Here is an 18399-nt window from a genome sequence, read left to right as displayed (position 1 = left end):
ATTATTGGTAGCAGAAAAGAAGAGTTTAGAAAATATAGTTAATAAAAATGATGAAGATTTAATGAAAATGATTGAATATATATCTAATCCATTTGGTAATTTTAATGCTAAATCTACATTTAAAACATTCTCTATGGAAGCTAGTAGAGGTAAGACATCAGGAACTTGTCAAACAATAATAGATGATATAAAAAAACATGGATCTATAGGAAAAAGAATTGTATTTGTAAGTAAATTTAAAAAGGAATGTATTGATTTTGTAACAAGAATTAACAAAGAAACTAATGAATCATTTGCAATAGCTTATATACCTTCAGCAACCGAAGAAGGAAAAAGTAATAATGTTACTACAAACTTTAAGGTATGTTTAACTAAAAAGATTATAGCTTTAACACATTCAATGTATTTAAGATTATGTATAGCTAATACACTTGAATATGTGGTAATGAAGGAAGATTTAGAAAACAACTTTAATTTACTTATTATTGATGAACAAATTGACAATGTAAATAGTACATATTCGACTTTTAGTATAAATGAATATAACCAAGTTTTGAACATATTTAAATCTCATGAAGAAATAAAAAAGACATATAAGAAAATATGTGAACCATTAATTGATTTAATAGATAATAATTCAACTGATGATGCTTTAACACATAGAGCTAAATATACTGATAAATTTGATAATATTGATTTTTCTATAGAAAAAGAATGTGAAGCAATAAATTCTTTTATAGAAAATAATATATCAGATGAATTTTTGGAAGATTATAAAATTGACAATAACTATATAACAACTAAAAATGATTTGAAAAAATTTATTGATGGAATAGCATTATTTTACAATGAGATAGAAAATAACAATGTTTTAATCAATTCTGAATATAGCACAATTTACACTTATTGCAGTGAGTTTGAATTTTTAATGTTAAAAAGGAATATATGGCTAGATGCTTCGGCAAAATTTAATTCTATGTATAAATTAAATGAAAAATTTTTTGATGTAGTTGATAGTGAAAGAATAATAGATCATAGCAATTGTAACTTTTATTATCATAGGGAAAATACTTCTAAGAGTAGTAAGCAAAGAAATGATATTACAAAATTTAGAGATGAAAAAATGAAGTATATTTTAAAACATACAAAAAGAAATAGTAAGGTGTTAATTCTAACTTCTAAAACAGAATGTATCCAGATTAAAAGAAATCATATTGATAAAGAATTAGAAGATAAAATTGAAGAAATAAAATTCTATAATTTTGACAATATGCGAGGAATTAATGATTGTGGTGACTTTAACTATTGTTATATTCTTCAGACTCCTAGAAAGCAAATACCATACTACATATTTCTTTATGAATATTGGAAGAGTGAAAAATTAACTGATGATGAAATGAAAACTAATAAAATTAATGGTAATGAGGATTGGGGATTTATAAATAATAAGGAATTGCAGCAATTAATGATAGATGATATAGCATCTTCACTTTATCAAGGATGCAAAAGGATAGCAAGAAGTTCAGAACCAATTGGATATTTTCATATTTTTTGTAGAATTGATAAATCAGTTTTAATTACACTGAAACAACTTTATAATATTAAACCTAATAAAGATGGAAAGTTAACTGATTATGATAACAGCAAAAGAAAGAAAAATAGTGCAAAAGGTAAAATAATAAATTGGTTAAAAAAATTTGATGGTGAATTTAGACTTAATGATATATTAAAAAAATTTAAAGTTACTAAAAGTAATTGGGATTATATCAATAGAGATTCTGAGGTTAAAAAAATAAAAGATGAAAGAAATATTGTATGCAAAAGAGTTAAAGGAAAAGGCAAGGATTATTATTTGTATATTGAAAGCTAAAGGTATTGATATGATTATATTTAAATGTATTTTTGGTACGTAGTGAATTGTATATTATATATATACATTTGACTACGTAGTAAAGAGGTATTAAAAAACTTATAAAACAATAAGAATAATAACTATTTAAAGATAATTAAATGAAAGAAAAATAAAATTAATAAAATCCCTCAGGGGTGAATTTGCGTAAGCAAAGAGGGGTTAAGGGTGAATTGCATTGTGTAGTGAAACGGAACAATACAAGAGGGAAAACCCCTAATACTCTAAATAAAAATAATAGGATAGTCTTGCAGACGGCTTTTTGTCATCCCAAGCAAGAGCTTGGTCTGCCAAAGAAAATAAATAATAGATTTTATTGAAATAGGATGGAGGAGTTATATGTTAAAAAAACAAGTTAATATATATAGTGTAGATACAAATAGTTTCTTAAATAAAAAAGAAAATGAGTTAATGGCTAAAATTAAAGGATTAGAGAATAATATTAAATTATTAAAGGAATATACATTATTAAATCTTATAAAAGATATTAGTAATAAAACAATTACATTTGATGATGATAAGGTTTATAAAAAGGATGAATTAATAGAAGATGTACAACTATCAAAATTTTTGATAAAAATTAAAAATACTAATACTGAAATTAAAAAGTATAAGAGAAAAGCAGATGTAAAGATATTTGAGCAACCTAAATATAAATTTGATTTCATAGAAGACTATATATTGCAGCTTAAAGAGAATGAGAATAGAATTTATATAAGAAAATACATGAATACATTAGTAAAAAGAAATAAACCGTTATTGAAAGATAAAGCTTTTAAGAATCTTATGATAAAAATAGATGAAAATTATATTAAGTTTAAAGATGTAGAGTATAAAGATAAAAAAGATAATATTAAAACGAAGAAAATAGATATAGGTTATAAAGCTCAAATAAAAGAACTAAAAAAAGAATTTAATGATTTGATTAAGAAGAATACTGAAACAAGAAGATTGAATTCAGTAAGTAAATATAGTATTATTTCAGTTTTCGAAAGTGATTTAACAAGGACTTTAGGACTAAAAACTAACGAATTAAGTGAAGATTTGATTACCGTGGGAATTTACCATTATCCAATAATGAAGCAATTACTTAAAAATGGATTTGCTTATAATAATGAAAAATATATATATTTTAGTTCTTCAGCAGGTCAAATAAGAAATCATAAGATGGTTTATATTAAAGAAACATTATGGGAGCAATTTCAAAAAACTCTTATGTGTGGCTTGACTATAGAGGATATTAATAAATCTGCGCAAAATGGCTGTAATATAAATAAATTTTTAAGTTATTTAGCATTAACAGCAAGTGCTACAGATGAATGGTCAACTGTTATTGGTAGAAAATTTAATATTGACGAATGTATTGTAATTGATGATTTTGAAACTACTTTAACAAATAAAGAAGTTGATTATATAGCTAAGACAAAAGAAACAAAAGATAAAATCGTTTTAGATTCAGAAAGTAAAAAGATTAAAAATGAAGATGGTACATATAAGACTATTGAAGAAAAATATTGGTTATTAGCTGATAAAGCTGAAAGAAAACCTATGAATATAACAATAACTCACTCTGATGGTTGTGGTTGGATTCTTCCAGAGTTAAGTAAAAAGAATTTTCAGTGTAGATTAAGTTGGATTAAAGGGTTATTAACACCTAATGATTTTATTTTGTGGTGTAATAAATATAATAATGGTAATTATAAAGTTACTGATATATGGGGTAAAGAATGGGATTTAAAAAAGGATAACATTAAAATAATTTTTTCAAGATCACAATTCAAGATGTGGAAGTATTATTCATCATGGGATGATTATAAAACTAAATTTAATGATAATAATTGTAAAGCTAATATTTGCAATATGGAGGATGATAAATTTAAAAAAGCTTCTTTTAATTATCAGATGTGGCAGACGTTAGAGGATTGTGACGAAAAAGTTATTAATAAATTTACTAATAAAATAGATAAATTAATAATAAAAGCTTATACAGATAAAAATACAATGTTAGAATTATTAGGAGCTACAAATAAAAACAATGATAGAAATTATTTGCAAGAAAGTTTAGTGATATATCCAGAACTATTACAAGACTACCATATTCAAAAAGAATTATCTGAGTGTATTAGTAAAATAAGAAAAAACAGTAAGTATGGAAAATTTAAACTTGATAAAGCTTATTATACTTTTTTAATTCCAGATGTTTTTGCGTGGATGCAATTTGTATTTTGGGGTAAAGACAAAGTAACAGGATTATTAAAAGATAAAGAAGTTTATTGCAAGTTATTTAGCACTAAGAAATATAATGAATTACTTGTTAATCGTAGTCCTGCACTATACAAAGAGCATTGTGTAAGAAACAATGTAACTTCTGAGGATATGAAAGATTGGTTTGTGACAGATGGTATTTATACAAGTTGTCATGATATGATTAGTAAGATATTACAATTTGATAATGATGGAGATAAGAGTTTAGTAATAGGGGATAGCGATATAATTGAACAAGCCTCATATAACATGAAAGGTATAGTTCCACTTTATTATGAAATGGGTAAAGCTGAAGCAAAAGAAATTAATGCTGAAAATATATATAATAGTTTGGTTAGTGCTTTTCAATATGGAAATATAGGAGAATATTCTAATAAGCTTACTAAACTATGGAATCATAGAAGATATGATGATGAAGGTAATATAATAGATTTTACAGAAGATGAAAAAAAGGAAAGATTAAATATTGCTAAATTATTATGTTGTTTAAATAACTTTTCTATAGATGCAGCAAAAACCCTTGAAATGGTAGAAGTAAGTAACAATATTAAAAAGAAACTATCTGAACTTGAAAAATATAAACTACCATACTTCTTTAAATTTGCTAAAGATAAGGATGCGAGTCAAGTTGAAGCAATTAATAATTCTACAGTTAATACTATATGCAAAAAAATTGAAAACATAAAACAAGGAGATTTTGATTTTAGTTGTGTAGGTAAATTTAATAAAAATAGATTAATGAATAATATACATGTAGATTTAAAATCAGATGTAGCTAAAGAAGTTATAGAAAAATATAAAGAGCTAAAACAAAATATGGAAATTTATTTTATGTGTGTATGTAATCTAAGTGATGTTATAAATAATGATGAAGAAGTTAGCAAAGAAAGGATAGCTTATATAGTTTATACAAGTTTAAGACAAGAGTTTGAGGACTTTTGTAAAACTAAAGAAATAAACATAGTTGAATGCGTTGATATTATTATTAAATATATTTATAAGAGCAATAAGGATTGTAAAAAAGGATTTTTGTTTAATATTCTTGGAGATATTATTCTTGATAATTTGAAGAATAATATAGAAATTAAGCAGCCAAAAGAAGGATGTATATTTTGTGAATGTTGTGGCAAAGAAGTTGAAAAGAAAAGCAATAGACAAACTATGTGTCTTGAATGTGCAGAGGAAAAGAGAAAGAAAAAGGACAGAGAAAGAAAATCTAAAAAATAAACATCATCAGAGATAGTTGAAATACACTATCTCTTTTTCCAATTCCACATTTAGAAAAATATTAAATGATAATTTTTTCTTATTTTTCTTTATAATTTTACAATTTATTGATATTTTTTCATAAAAATAAAATAAAAGATAATGGCGTAAAGCGTTGATGTAACTAGATTCAGAGATGATTTTTCACTTTACACACTATGGAGATATGATTTGAAATTATAATTTACCTCTATTATATAATAACATATAAAAATATCAAGAGTCAATAAGACTTTTGATATTTTTTGTTGAAATTTTTTTTACGAAATATAAATTATAAATAATAAAAAAGGAAGGTGGTGGCAACGTGGAGCTGTCAAACGAAAATGTAAAAAATGAATTAAAAAAATACTTAAAGGAAAATGGTGTAAAAAATATATGGGTGGCTAATAAGATTAGCATTTCTCCAACATCAGTATGTCTATTTTTGCAGGGAAAAAGAGAGTTGCCACAAGATAGGCTTCAGCAGATATGTGAATTGATAGCAAAATTACGCTTTTAAAATAAAAATATGAAGGAAATTACATTTTTATGTAGAATATAGTATTTTATAGGAGGTGATATAGAATGGTGAAATATAGAGGTATAGATGTTTTAGCTTTTGAGATAATTGCATTAATTTCTAATGGGAATACTGAAACTATAACTAAAATAGAAGAAGAATTAGACAATAACAATTTAGTAACATATTTAAATACAAAATATGAAGAAAATTTCATGGTGGATTTCGTGAATGGGCCATATGACATACAAGAATTAAATCAATATTTTGCAGATTATTCAGGATACATTCAAGGTAATGAATCGAGAAAATTTGGGATATTTAATGAAAATGATGGTTTATTATTAGTAGTTGGACTAATAATAAATGCGCTAACTTTACCACAAGAAAAATAAATTATTAGAATTTAAGGCACTCAAGCAAGGGTGTCTTTTTATTATGCAAAAAATAAAGGAGGTAGAAAATGAAAAATTTTATAAAACACTATCTTTGGTTTTTAAAAACTTCATGTAAATTCTTAGATGAAAATATATATGGAGTTATTAGACAAGGGGGCTTAAAAAAGGCTTATGTATTTGCTGGAGATATGTGTGTCAGGGATAAGATGACTATAGAACAAAGAGAAAATTGGTATTTAAATTCAGATAGAACAATAGAATTTTAAAATAAAAAGTTAAAGGGAGATATTTCTTTTAAAATGGTATATAATAATATTGGGTGGAATGAGTCCAATAAATTGTACCCATTCCTTAGAGGTTTTATAAACGTCTCTTTCTACGTATGTGGTGCATATGTTTTAAGTGGCGTTTATTCTTTTTAGTGATAAAAAACAGATTGTTTGAAACGGTCTGTTTCCTATTTGTTGTCAAAAGAAATTTTATTATAGAGCTTTAATAGGAGTATGTGACATATACTTTAAATAATTTATTTTATCTCCTTTTAATAATGGGGTAGCTGAGAGGAAAGGCTGCCCTTATTATTTAATCTATGGAGAAAGCACGCATATTCCTATTAGAGCTTTAGGGTTCTAAAATCATTTTTGTTTTAATTTTATAAACGTAAACCGAGTAAGTTTTTTAGGTTTTCTTATAGCAGTGGAAATCTGTCGCCTTTCAGACGCCCGACCAAGTAGGGCAAAATGTAAAGAAAACTTAGTAACAAGGGTGAAACTCCCTTATTTGATGCGTTTACGGTTATCGCAGAGATTACGAAAAACCGTATTAAATAAGATAATTATAAATTTTATATAAATGAGAGAGGATAATAATGGAGGGAAAAGATTGAGTGCGTTAATAATTTATAAACGAAAAAATAAATTATATATGGCAAGTGATACCGCAACATCAATAGAAAAAGATGGTTTACATTATAGAGTAAATGATGTTGCAAAAAAGCTGTATGTAGTAGGCAATCAGCTAATTTGGTGTACTGGCATATTAAATATTGCCTATAAAATTATAAAAGAGTATGAGGAAAGTTATAATTATAACGTTGTGAATTTGTCTTTAATTGCCCAAAAACACTCTGAAAACTTAACAAATGTAGGTACTAATAGAATTATAATTTACGTTGCAGAGTATTGTAGCGGAAAAATAACCCTACACAATTTACTTAGCAATAATAATTTTGAAATGGTAAGTATGCCTTTATCGAATGATCCAGAAGAAGTTACGTTATACACGGCTGGTGCAAAAAATGAAGAGGCGTTCAAATTTGCCTGTAATAAAGTTATGGAAAATGATTCTGCAACATATGTTTTTGAACATACTATGGATCATATAGCTTGGGAAGAACCGGAAATGATTGGGGGGTATTGTGAAGCTTATGAGTTAAGTAGTAATGGAATAAAGAAAATAATGGACAATAAAATAAAAGAAAATAAGAATATTAGATACTTTAATATTATGGGTTCAGCTCCAGATTCAAGGTATCAAGGTGGATTTTTTAAATTATATAATGGTGATGTAAGAAAAGAAAGAGTGGAAATAGGTACATATTCTGCAAATGACATGGGTGTTATTAATATTAAAAATAATAATAGTTCCAATATTGTCGAGATAAATGGTAATGATGGTGGAGGAACTATTAATTTAAAAAATGCTAATCAACAAACCCAAATACATATATCTAGTATGGATGATACAGGAGCTAATCAAGGCATTATTCAATTATATGGTGAAGATAATACTGTTAAACTGACACTTAAGGGCAAGAGTAACACTGACAACATGTCAGAGTTTGTTTCGAGTGATAGAAAAACAGGAGGTTTCATTCAGTTTACTTCGTATGATAATAGAGAAAATTATTTTATGACAGTAAATAATGAAAATAACTTTGGCATGTATGATATGAATAATTCTGCATTTGAAATTAATAAATTAAGTGGAGTTATTATAAATCATCAAAATAAGAGTAATATAAACTTATTTGATGGAGGAATAAATTTCTTAGTTGATGACAGAAGTAAATTTAGACTTGCACAAGGAAAGAGAGATAAAGACACAGGAACGATACAAAATGGAATTGACTTTGGTATACCATGTATGATTTGTGCTAGTTCAGCAAGTTTTAACGGACTTACAGGAACGAGAATACCTTTTGCAAAAGATTTAGGAAATACTAATTATACAGTGTATATTACACCAAACAGTAATTCCAATGGATATCTAGGTGAATATTGGTATGTTAAAAGCACCAACGGTTTCACAGTCTATAATAGTGGTAGTGCGGTAACAGGGTTCGATTATATGGCTTTAGCTTATTAGAAAATGTTAATAAGGAGTGATAAATGTGGACAAACATCATATTTTTGATGCAAGATTCAAATGTTTCAAAGATATATTTAGTGCAGCAAAAGCAGCAAAAGAAAAAGGATACGAATTTATGATCTATGAAGATAGTATTTATTTTTGGATATTTATGGGAATATACATCAAACAATGCTAACTAGTAAAAGTGTCTTAAATGTAATTTCATATATTTTTTAAGAAAGTTGGTGGTATAAGTGAGACATAAAGAAACAAATAAATATAAGTATGATGGACATAGTAATCCTTGGGTTTGGATGCCATGTAAACCTAAGAAATATGAAAGTTTTGAAAACATGCTTCAAGATTTTTTAAAATCTAGTAAAGAAAAGTTAAAGAATATTAAAACAGAGTTTATAAATAATACTCAGCTTGATAAATTAGCCTTAAAGAAGGCTAAGAAAAGACAAGTATAGTTAAGAAGAGAGGAGTTTGAGTATGAGTAAATTAAAGAAAAGTGAGTTTGATCCAGATATTACTTTAGTTGATTTAGATTTTATTCTAAAAGACAAAGGACAAGTTGTCGTAACAGTTAGCACAACATGCACTGAATCATGTGCACTGATAGATTATCTTAATAAAAATGATGCTAGATTTAGAAGTTACAGTAAAGAAGTAAGAGAAAGATTCAATAATAAATTTTGTGTGTTAAGAGATTATTCTATAAAGAAAGATGTGCTTATTAATTATGCTGATATAAAGTGTATGGCTATACCATTCTTTATAGAGGATAGAGAAGAGATAGAGTTTAAAAAATTAATTGTAAGATAATGAAAGGAGATTAATGTATTATGGAAGATAATAAGAATTTAGAAGACCAAGAAACTGAAGTTAAAGAAGAGGTTAAAGCTGAACAGGAGGAACAAGAACAAGAAACTGTTCAAAATGATAAAACTGAAAACAAAGAAGAAGTTAAAGCTGATGAATCTAAGAAAGAAACAACCGAGGATAAGAAAGATGAATCTAAAGAGGATGATAAATATTCTGAATTAGAGAAAAGATATAAGGCTTTGGAAGAGGAAACCAAGAAAAAAGATGAAGCATTAAAAGAACAAACTATTAAAAATACTATATTAGAAAAAATACCAGATAAAGATTTGCAAAAAGCAGTTTTAGGAACTGGACTTATTAAAGATGTTGAGGACATAGAAAAAGTAATGGAAATAGTTGAATTATCTAAGACACTTAATAAGAGTAAATTTAGTGATGGTTTTAAGCCACAAGATGAAGTACAAGCTGATGCTTACAAACAGGCAGAAGCTAAAGGTAATGTCTTTGAAATGATAAGACAGAAAATGAGTAGACAATAACCTGACTATTAACTTAATGTTGATAGTCTTTTTTATATTAAAAATAAAATTTAAGAATAAAGGAGGTATACGCATATGTATACAATGTCAAATAACGCACAATATCAAAGTTTAGACTTATCAAAGGAGATAGCAATAATTAATCCTAAAAGAACGCCATTCCTAAGTTTTCTATTACAGAATGGTAAATTTAAAAGAGCTGAAAGTAATATCATAAGTTGGTATGAAGAAACACTGAATACCGATGCAATCAAGACTTCTAAAGAAGGAGCAGATGCACCTGCCGATGTACAAGATACTACAGGTTTGTTATTCAATTACACAGAGCTTTTAACTGGTACTGCAAAGGTCAGTGGAACTGCACAATCTAGTGTAATTGCTGGAGTAGATGATCTTATGGCTAGAGAAGTCAATAAGAAATTAACTCTATTAAAATATGCAATAGAGGATAGATTAATGTTAGGAACTAAAGCAGCAGCTACAGCAAGTGAAGGACAAAAGATGTCTGGATTATTAAATTTAATTAATTCAGATAATGTTGTAAATGCAACAGGAACTTTAACTAAAGCTTATTTTGAATCTATGTTAAAGAAGATGTACGATTCAGGAACAAATGATAATATGCTTTGTTTTATAGATGATACTAACAAACAAATTATAAATGGTTTTGCTGATGTAAAATACATGGCAAAGGATAATTTCCTAGGGTTCACTTGTGATCGTTATCATACAGATTATGGAGATGTAACATTTATATTATGTCCAAGTCTAAGCGGTGCAAAATCTTTTGTTGTAGTTAATCCAGACTACTTAGAACTTAAAGAACTACAAAAGGCTCAAGCCGAAGATTTAGCTAAAACAGGTGATTCTATAGCAAAAATGGTAAAATGGGAAGGTTGCTTAAAACTTGCAAATTCTAAAGCAGCATCTAAAATAGTATTTGCATAGGAGGTAAATAGTACATATGAAATTTAAAACAGATAATTCATTTTTATTTGTAGAAGGAATTCAATTCATAAATGGAGAGTATGAAACTATAGATAAAAAAGAGATAAAAATTTTAAAAAGATATGATGATAGTATTAGCGTTACAGAAGATGATAAATCTGAAACTAAGAATAAAATTGTAGAAGAATCTACTGATGAAACAAAAGTTACAGAAGAAGAAACTTCTAAGAAAACTAAGAAAACAGAATAATAATAATTAAGGATAGGGGTTAATTTCTCTATCCTATTTTTTAATCCATACTCAAGAGTTTAAGAGTTTGAATTTTTGAATATAGATTAAATTTTAAAAATAAATTAAGGAGTGAATTGTTATGGTAAAAAAAGAAACTAAAGGAGTCAATGCAAGAAAAAATTTCTTTACAGAATTGTCACATAGATTTTCAAGACCTTTTGAAAAAAAATATTATTATTACTTTCTATGGAGAAATAAACTAAGTAATTCTGAAACGGATTTTTCAAATATCACTGAAGAAGAATTTATAAATAAATATTTAAGAAAAAAGAGAAACGGGATAATAACAAATGGTAAAAAGAGTTATAAACTATTGCAAATATGGGAAACAACAGATGAGTATCAAGGATTGATGCAAGAATATTATAATTTTAAAATGAACCAAGATTTTTATAAGTTGTACGAAACCTATCTTGAAAAAGCAATGGGTGGAGATGAAAAAGCCCTTAATGCCTTAAAAACTATTAAGAAAGAAATTGAATCATTGAATAAAGCTAATAGAGTTAAAATTAAGAATATTGAAAATGAAGAAACTAATTTTGATTTAAGTTAGGAGGTAACAACTAGTGGCTAAAATGACGAAGAAAGAACAGTTAAAACAAGTATTTAGTGATTGTAGATTATTTGCTAAAAATATGACTAAAATATTAAATGTTAACAATGAATTAGTAGATTTTACTTTTAATAATGAACAAAACGCAATGCTTAAGGCGGTTGAAAAAAATAAATATGTAGTTTGTCTTAAAGCAAGACAACTAGGTATTTCAGAATTTTGTATTAATTATATCATAATGAAAATATTAACCATTGCAAATATTACATGTGTTATTTGTAGTTATGAAGATAAAGCAAAAAAAGAAGTTATGAAAAAATTTAAAAGGCAATATAAGAGTATTCCAAAACAATATAGTAAAAAAAATATAAGAGATAATGATAATGAATTTATATTGGATAATGGTAGTAGTGTTGTTTTCGCATTAGCAGGAAATAAAGATATTCTAAGAGGTGGAACAGCACAAATTATAATGCTAACTGAATTTGGAATATGGTCGGCTGAAAAACAAGAGGATGCAGTTGCAGCTTTAGAGCCGTTGCTTTCAAAGAACGCAGATAGTAAGTTTATGATAGAATCTACCGCAAAAAATGGTTGTAGTGATTATTTTTATAAAATCTGTATGAGAGCATTAAAAGGAGATTCAAAATACAAGTTAGTTTTCTTTCCGTGGTATGAAAATAAAGATTTGTATAAAGTTGAATATGATGAGGCTGAAACATGGTATAAATCACAAAATCATGGAGTAAGGCTTCAAGAAAAAGACCTCGAACCATATGAACATGATTTGTATAAGAAGGGAGCGACACTTAAACAACTTATGTGGAGAAGGTGGAAATTGTTGGACATGAAATTAAATAAATTTTATAATGAACATCCTTCTATTCCTCAAGAAGCTTTTGCAGGAAACTCGACAGATAATGTTTTTGACCAAGAAATTATATTAAATAGAACTAATTACATAAATTCTAATAATATTAAACCATTAAGTTATAAAGAAGTAAATGAAAATAAACCTTTACCAGAGTTGTTAAGTAGATACTATGGTAAAGGTTTTTCCATTTATAAGACTATTAAGCTTAATGAAACTTATTGGGGTGGAGTAGATACATCAATGGGAATCGGTGGGAATAGGGACGGTCAAACTATTCAAATATTAGACAGTAACGGTGAACAAGTAGCAACATTTAATAGAAACGATGTACCAATTTATAAATTTGAAGACATTTGTTATGAAATGGGTATGTATTTTAATTATATGATGCTAAATATTGAAATACAACCTAACGGTGGTACTGGTGCTGACTTAGTTGGTAGATTAAAAAAAAGAGGATATATTCAATTACTTAAAACAAAAAGATTTGATAAAACAAGTGGTAAACAAAAATTAATTCCAGGCTGGATGTCTATAGAAGGTACTAAATTAAAGCTAATAAATGACCTCAAAGAGTATTTTGAAATGAGTATGATTTGTGTTAATGATATTGAAACATTAAATCAAATGAATACATACATTGAAAAAGATGGGAAAATGGGTAACAAAAGAGGGGAATCTATGCATGACGACTTAGTTATTTCTTTAGGACTTGCAGTAATGAACATGATGCAAAGTAAGAGTTATTTATAGGAGGATTGGATTATGAATTTAAAAGAAGCATACATATGGCTAGATGAAATAAAAGAAAGAGCAGAAAAGGATACACAGGAAGATGAAATTATTGAAGCTATTGATTTATGCAAATTAATGATAAGAGAAAAAATAACAGGCTATGCAGATGAAAGAGTAAAAGTGAGGTGATATGGCTTGAATTTGCAAGAATACATAAAAGAATATTATCCTAATGCCGATTGGTGGTTTGTAAGTGAATGTTATCAACAACAGCATTTAGATAGAATAAATAAAGTAGTTGAAATAAAAGAATATTTGGATGGACATAGAAAAAATGATGGATTAAAAATTCAAATAGATGGTAGATGGGTAGAACCTACACAAATTAAATTAAATTTTGCAAATATATTATTAGATTATATAATTAGTTTTCTTTTGAAAAATCCAATAACAATAATTTGTGATGATGCAACAACATTAAAAGAAATGCAGAATGTATATAAAAATTCAAAAATGAAGAGAGAAGACATTAAGATATACAAGGAAATGAAAGTAAGTGGTCAAGCATTTCAGTATTTATATTTTGATGAAGAGGATAATATTAAAAGCAAGATATTATTAAGTGAAAATAGTTATCCTGTAGTAACTGACACAGGGAATTATGTTGCTTTTATTTATCACTACATGACAAGTAGAATGATAGAATATTATACTGTTTATTACCCTGATAGAGTTGAAGAGTATAATAATGTTGATGGTAAAATTAAATTAATAAGCACTTCTAAAAACTACAGTGGGTTACCCATTCATTTTATAATTTCAAAGGAAACTAATGTTTACGAAGGTAAAAGTGATGTACAAAATTGGAAATCTATTATAGATAATATAGAGAAGCTAACTAGTAAATACCAAGATGCACTTTATAAGTTTATAACGGGTATTCCATGCTTAACAGGCACTAAGTTAAGAATAACCAAAGATGGTAAAGGAGCAGTTGACCCAAATGTTGTTGGTCATGTATTACAATTAGAGGATGGAAGTACATTTGATTTTAAGCAAAATAAAACAGATTATCAGAGTATGAAATTATTATATGAGACACTATTTAATGACTTGTTAATAAGTAGTTGCGTTCCTGCGGTATCAATGAATGCTCAAGATGTCAGTAATTTATCTGAAACAAGCATTAAAATGATGTACCAACTTATTATATTAAAGTCTGGAATTGATAGCCAATATTTATTAGATGGTTTTTATATTAGATGGGAGCAAATAAGGAAGATGTTAGCACAGAAAGACATTTATGTAGATGGTGATATGGACTGTGAATTCCAGTTGGAAATTCCTCAAAATGCAAAAGAGGTTATTGAGAATTTAAAGAATTTAAGAGATATAAATGGAATCAGTTTTGAAACCATGTTAGCAAAAAATCCTTATGTAGCAGATGTTACAGGTGAATTAGAAAAAATATTAAAAGAAATGAATGAAGATAATATTAATTTAGATGATGTTCAAACAGATATATAATAGTGAAGGTGAGTTAAATGGATCAACAGAATAATGATAAGGAAAAGCAATTGAGTGAAAGCTTAGTTGCTTTATTTTTATTAATTTTAAGTTATAAAGATGATAAAGAATTTAAAAAACTATTAGTAATGTATAAGCAGCATAGAGAAGAATTAAAAGATTATATTGGTAAGATATATTTGAAATGTATAAAAGATAATGAATTGAATATGTCTTACCAAAATATTAATAGAGAGATTAAGAAGTTAGAAAATAAACTAAAAATTATTGGCAATGATTTAAGAAAACAAGAGGCTGTAATGTTGTCTTATCTATTATATAGAGTATTTCAGGATAGCTATTATAAAAGTATATATTTAATAGGTAAATATAAATTAGGCGACAATTCAAATGTTAGTAAACTTAGCGATATTACTATTAATAAAGTGATCGATAAGAAGATAGATAATAAGAATAATACTCAAAGAAATAAGACTAATAAAGAAAAATTTATTAATAAATCTAAAAATAATATTAAGAAACATTTAAAAGCAGGAAAGTCTATTGAGGATATTAATAAATCAATTGATAAAGATTTTAATATTGGTGTAAATGATAGTGATAAATTAATTGATAATGAAATAGGTAGAGTATTTAATGAAGCATTGATGCAAAGTTATAAAGACAGTGGTATTAAAAAAGTAATGTGGATTAGTGAGTTGGAGAAAAATACATGTAGTGAGTGTAGTTCATTACATGGAGAGGTATTTGATTTAGAGGAAGCACCTATACCAATAGAAGATACTCATGTATTATGCAAGTGTATATTAGTTGGTGTAGTATAGTTTGTTGTGAGTATTAAGTAATGTATTAATGTGTATGGATACAAATAAATATACATTGAGGATATAATGAGAAGTGTTGATATTAGTGGGTTTGATGGTTGATGTATTTATGCACTCTTTTTGTATGCATTGTTACACATGCAAGCCTTTGTTCACATATTATTCTATAACACTGATATGTCGAATTGTAATATGAGTTATTGATAACCATATTATAATATACTATATAATGTATTGTAGCGCATTGCATTAAATTATGCTACACTTCATAAGTAAAAATAAATATGTGAATAACCACCTTTTATACTTGATTTCGGGATAAATTGGGTTTATAATAATAATTGTAGTGAATAACCACCTATAATATGTATTTTGGGTGGAAAATTATAATTATTATAAAAGGAGTGGTTTATATCATGAGTAATAAAAAAATACCTGAATTTTTAACTGAACAAGAGCAACAACAATTAATTAATGTATTTAATGTAAGATACTTTAGTAGTTTAAGAAATAGAACTATGATTAAACTATTCTTATCAACTGGATTAAGACTAAGCGAGATGATAGACCTACAATGGAAGCATATAAACTTAATGACAGGACAATTAAAGGTAGTTGAAGGTAAAGGTTCAAAAGATAGAATACTATGGATCAGTGATGAAATGATAGAAGAATTAAGGCTATGGAAAGAAAAACAAGTTGAAAAGCTTGGTAAATGTGAATTTGTATTTACTAATAGAGATAAAGGGCAGTTAAAGGATAGAGATGTAAGAGAAATGGTTGCAAATTATGCTGGTAAAGCTGGTATTGCTAAGAAAATAAGTCCACATACCCTAAGACATACCTATGCTACTGATTTACTAAGAGCTACAAAGAATATAAGATTAGTACAAAAGGCACTTGGACATAGTGATTTAAGTACAACAATGATATACACACATATAGTTGATGATGAATATGAAGATGCATTAAGAAATTTTAGAAGGTAACAATCGGTTATCTTCTTTTTTATATACTATTTTGTCGATAAATAAAGTCGTTACCCTAATTGACAAAAATTTTTCCTGAGTAAACCTAATTTTTTACGCACATTAAAAAATCACGATTTTTGAGTAAAATAATTAAACTATAAATTAAGAAAGAAATATGAAACTCATGAAAGTAATAAACATATTAACATATGAAGAAATCAAAAATTAAAGGTATTTAGTTATCTATCTTGTAATAGCTTTTGATTTCTTTTATTTCAAGATATTTAAGATACCATTCTGGTACTCTGGATGTTTTTTCAGCTTCAGTAGCTCGTACACATTTTGAACATCCTATTTTACGACTTTTAACTGCATTAAAAATATGCATAGTATTTTGTACACCACAACACCTTGGTTTTCTATGATAGCATCGACCATTTTTAGAAACGAATACTGTAAACTCTTTTCCCCATTTGAGACCACTATTATCAACTGATATAGGCAGATCAATTTCATCAAACTCAATGTTGGAAGGTATGTTTGCCAACTCAGATATTGACTTGTTTTGGTATAGATTTGAATAATACATCTTTTCTTCTTCAAAGTGGCGCTTTCTTTCTAGTTCAGCTAATATTCGCTCCTTTTCCTTTTTCTTATCACTAATTTTCTCAATAAGTGAACCTATTAAAATTGATGGAGCAAAAAGTATAAATAAAGCCCCAAGCACATTTAATAATGGGTGACTACTAGTTGATTTTATAGAACTCGAACTACTTTCGCTAGTTGTTCCTGTTGAACTCGAACTACTTCCGTTGCTTGATCCTGTTTTATCATCAAAATCATATGGACATATGCCATCCGTGTGATAATGCGCTGAATAACCATGATGGTAATGATACTGTCCTGTGGCAGAATCATAGTGCCCACCATTTGCGTCTGTCCTACCAGAGTGTGCACAAACTGGAGATACCGATAATAAAATAGAGAAGAATACTATCATCTGTGTTTTTGAAAGTTTACGCATTGGTATCTCCTTTCTCAAAATAAAGTTTTTCTATAATTGAATATAGCATATTTTATCATTTTTTTCCATGGATGATGATTGAAGCAGAACAAAAAAGACTACATAATGCTTTGTGGTTTGGAAATTATAAATAAATTTATTAACGTATTATATACATAAAACAGTATAAAAAGAAAGGAAGTGAGAATTTAGTGGGGTTGCTACTTAATTATATGAACCTGCACTAAAGATAATAAATGACTAACTTAGAACGTTTAAAAATGGCTATTGAAGGAATAACCATAACTGATGACAAACTTTTAATATATTTACAAGAAAATAGACTTAATTCTACCGATATTTATAATGCTCAATCTAATACTAATAAGAAAAATATTTATAAAGCAGCCTTATCTGTATTAGAAGATATAGCAAATAATCCTCAGACTATGAAAAATTATAAAACTGATGATATTACAATAAGTAATTTTGCAGAAAATCTTCAGAATAGAATTGATGCACTTGAAAAGAAAATAAGACAAATACCAGATGATGATATAATTTCTAATTTTGATAATGGTTCGAGTTTTATTTATATGTTTAGTTAGAAGGT

The 18399-nt window shown here is 26.9% G+C and carries 20 protein-coding genes; 19 read left to right on the top strand and 1 reads right to left on the bottom strand.

What is annotated here, in order from left to right:
- The first annotated feature begins 4 nt into the window (after positions 1 to 4).
- From ACZ5N4_RS13615 to ACZ5N4_RS13530, 18 genes are all read left to right on the top strand, one after another.
- A complete protein-coding gene (locus tag ACZ5N4_RS13615) occupies positions 5 to 1870 on the top strand; it encodes a hypothetical protein (protein ID WP_464210769.1) in 1866 nt (621 codons plus the stop codon).
- A 378-nt stretch (positions 1871 to 2248) separates the two neighbouring features.
- Positions 2249 to 5401: a hypothetical protein gene (locus ACZ5N4_RS13610; RefSeq protein ID WP_464210767.1), complete on the top strand. Its 3153-nt coding sequence runs from the start codon at positions 2249 to 2251 to the stop codon at positions 5399 to 5401.
- Between the two features lie 346 nt (positions 5402 to 5747).
- The gene (locus tag ACZ5N4_RS13605) at positions 5748 to 5942 is read left to right on the top strand and encodes a hypothetical protein (protein ID WP_464210765.1); all 195 of its coding nucleotides are present in this window, start codon (positions 5748 to 5750) and stop codon (positions 5940 to 5942) included.
- A gap of 65 nt (positions 5943 to 6007) precedes the next feature.
- Complete coding sequence (locus ACZ5N4_RS13600; RefSeq protein WP_464210763.1) at positions 6008 to 6337, top strand: hypothetical protein; 330 nt, start codon at positions 6008 to 6010, stop codon at positions 6335 to 6337.
- Positions 6338 to 6405: 68 nt separating this feature from the next.
- A complete protein-coding gene (locus tag ACZ5N4_RS13595) occupies positions 6406 to 6606 on the top strand; it encodes a hypothetical protein (protein WP_464210761.1) in 201 nt (66 codons plus the stop codon).
- A gap of 616 nt (positions 6607 to 7222) precedes the next feature.
- Positions 7223 to 8707 carry a hypothetical protein gene (locus ACZ5N4_RS13590; protein ID WP_464210759.1) on the top strand — a complete coding sequence of 495 codons (1485 nt, stop codon included), beginning with the start codon at positions 7223 to 7225 and terminating at the stop codon, positions 8705 to 8707.
- A 25-nt stretch (positions 8708 to 8732) separates the two neighbouring features.
- Positions 8733 to 8888: a hypothetical protein gene (locus ACZ5N4_RS13585; protein ID WP_464210758.1), complete on the top strand. Its 156-nt coding sequence runs from the start codon at positions 8733 to 8735 to the stop codon at positions 8886 to 8888.
- Positions 8889 to 8946: 58 nt separating this feature from the next.
- Positions 8947 to 9165 (top strand): hypothetical protein, encoded by a 219-nt coding sequence (locus ACZ5N4_RS13580; protein WP_464210756.1) that lies wholly within the window; start codon positions 8947 to 8949, stop codon positions 9163 to 9165.
- Between the two features lie 22 nt (positions 9166 to 9187).
- On the top strand, positions 9188 to 9520 hold the full coding sequence (locus tag ACZ5N4_RS13575) for a hypothetical protein (protein WP_464210754.1): 333 nt from the start codon (positions 9188 to 9190) through the stop codon (positions 9518 to 9520).
- Between the two features lie 20 nt (positions 9521 to 9540).
- Complete coding sequence (locus ACZ5N4_RS13570; RefSeq protein ID WP_464210752.1) at positions 9541 to 10059, top strand: hypothetical protein; 519 nt, start codon at positions 9541 to 9543, stop codon at positions 10057 to 10059.
- 75 nt (positions 10060 to 10134) lie between these two features.
- A complete protein-coding gene (locus ACZ5N4_RS13565; protein ID WP_464210750.1) occupies positions 10135 to 11007 on the top strand; it encodes an SU10 major capsid protein in 873 nt (290 codons plus the stop codon).
- A 16-nt stretch (positions 11008 to 11023) separates the two neighbouring features.
- On the top strand, positions 11024 to 11257 hold the full coding sequence (locus ACZ5N4_RS13560; protein WP_464210748.1) for a hypothetical protein: 234 nt from the start codon (positions 11024 to 11026) through the stop codon (positions 11255 to 11257).
- Positions 11258 to 11378: 121 nt separating this feature from the next.
- On the top strand, positions 11379 to 11852 hold the full coding sequence (locus tag ACZ5N4_RS13555) for a hypothetical protein (RefSeq protein WP_464210746.1): 474 nt from the start codon (positions 11379 to 11381) through the stop codon (positions 11850 to 11852).
- A gap of 13 nt (positions 11853 to 11865) precedes the next feature.
- A complete protein-coding gene (locus ACZ5N4_RS13550) occupies positions 11866 to 13479 on the top strand; it encodes a DNA packaging protein (RefSeq protein WP_464210744.1) in 1614 nt (537 codons plus the stop codon).
- 12 nt (positions 13480 to 13491) lie between these two features.
- The gene (locus tag ACZ5N4_RS13545; RefSeq protein ID WP_464210742.1) at positions 13492 to 13650 is read left to right on the top strand and encodes a hypothetical protein; all 159 of its coding nucleotides are present in this window, start codon (positions 13492 to 13494) and stop codon (positions 13648 to 13650) included.
- A gap of 12 nt (positions 13651 to 13662) precedes the next feature.
- The gene (locus ACZ5N4_RS13540; RefSeq protein ID WP_464210740.1) at positions 13663 to 14988 is read left to right on the top strand and encodes a phage portal protein; all 1326 of its coding nucleotides are present in this window, start codon (positions 13663 to 13665) and stop codon (positions 14986 to 14988) included.
- Between the two features lie 17 nt (positions 14989 to 15005).
- Positions 15006 to 15812 (top strand): minor capsid protein, encoded by an 807-nt coding sequence (locus ACZ5N4_RS13535; RefSeq protein ID WP_464210738.1) that lies wholly within the window; start codon positions 15006 to 15008, stop codon positions 15810 to 15812.
- Positions 15813 to 16228: 416 nt separating this feature from the next.
- A complete protein-coding gene (locus tag ACZ5N4_RS13530) occupies positions 16229 to 16801 on the top strand; it encodes a tyrosine-type recombinase/integrase (RefSeq protein ID WP_464210736.1) in 573 nt (190 codons plus the stop codon).
- Between the two features lie 217 nt (positions 16802 to 17018).
- Here ACZ5N4_RS13530 and ACZ5N4_RS13525 read toward each other — a convergent pair whose 3' ends face one another.
- Positions 17019 to 17807, bottom strand: a complete 789-nt coding sequence (locus tag ACZ5N4_RS13525) for a YHYH domain-containing protein (RefSeq protein WP_464210734.1) — start codon at positions 17805 to 17807, stop codon at positions 17019 to 17021.
- Positions 17808 to 18043: 236 nt separating this feature from the next.
- On the opposite strand from ACZ5N4_RS13525, the gene ACZ5N4_RS13520 reads away from it, so the two are divergent.
- Complete coding sequence (locus ACZ5N4_RS13520; protein WP_464210732.1) at positions 18044 to 18394, top strand: hypothetical protein; 351 nt, start codon at positions 18044 to 18046, stop codon at positions 18392 to 18394.
- Positions 18395 to 18399 lie beyond the last annotated feature (5 nt).

Source organism: Clostridium nitrophenolicum, from assembly GCF_055391695.1.
Note: the sequence above shows the minus strand (reverse complement) of the source record. Positions and strands in the feature narration are given on the sequence as shown.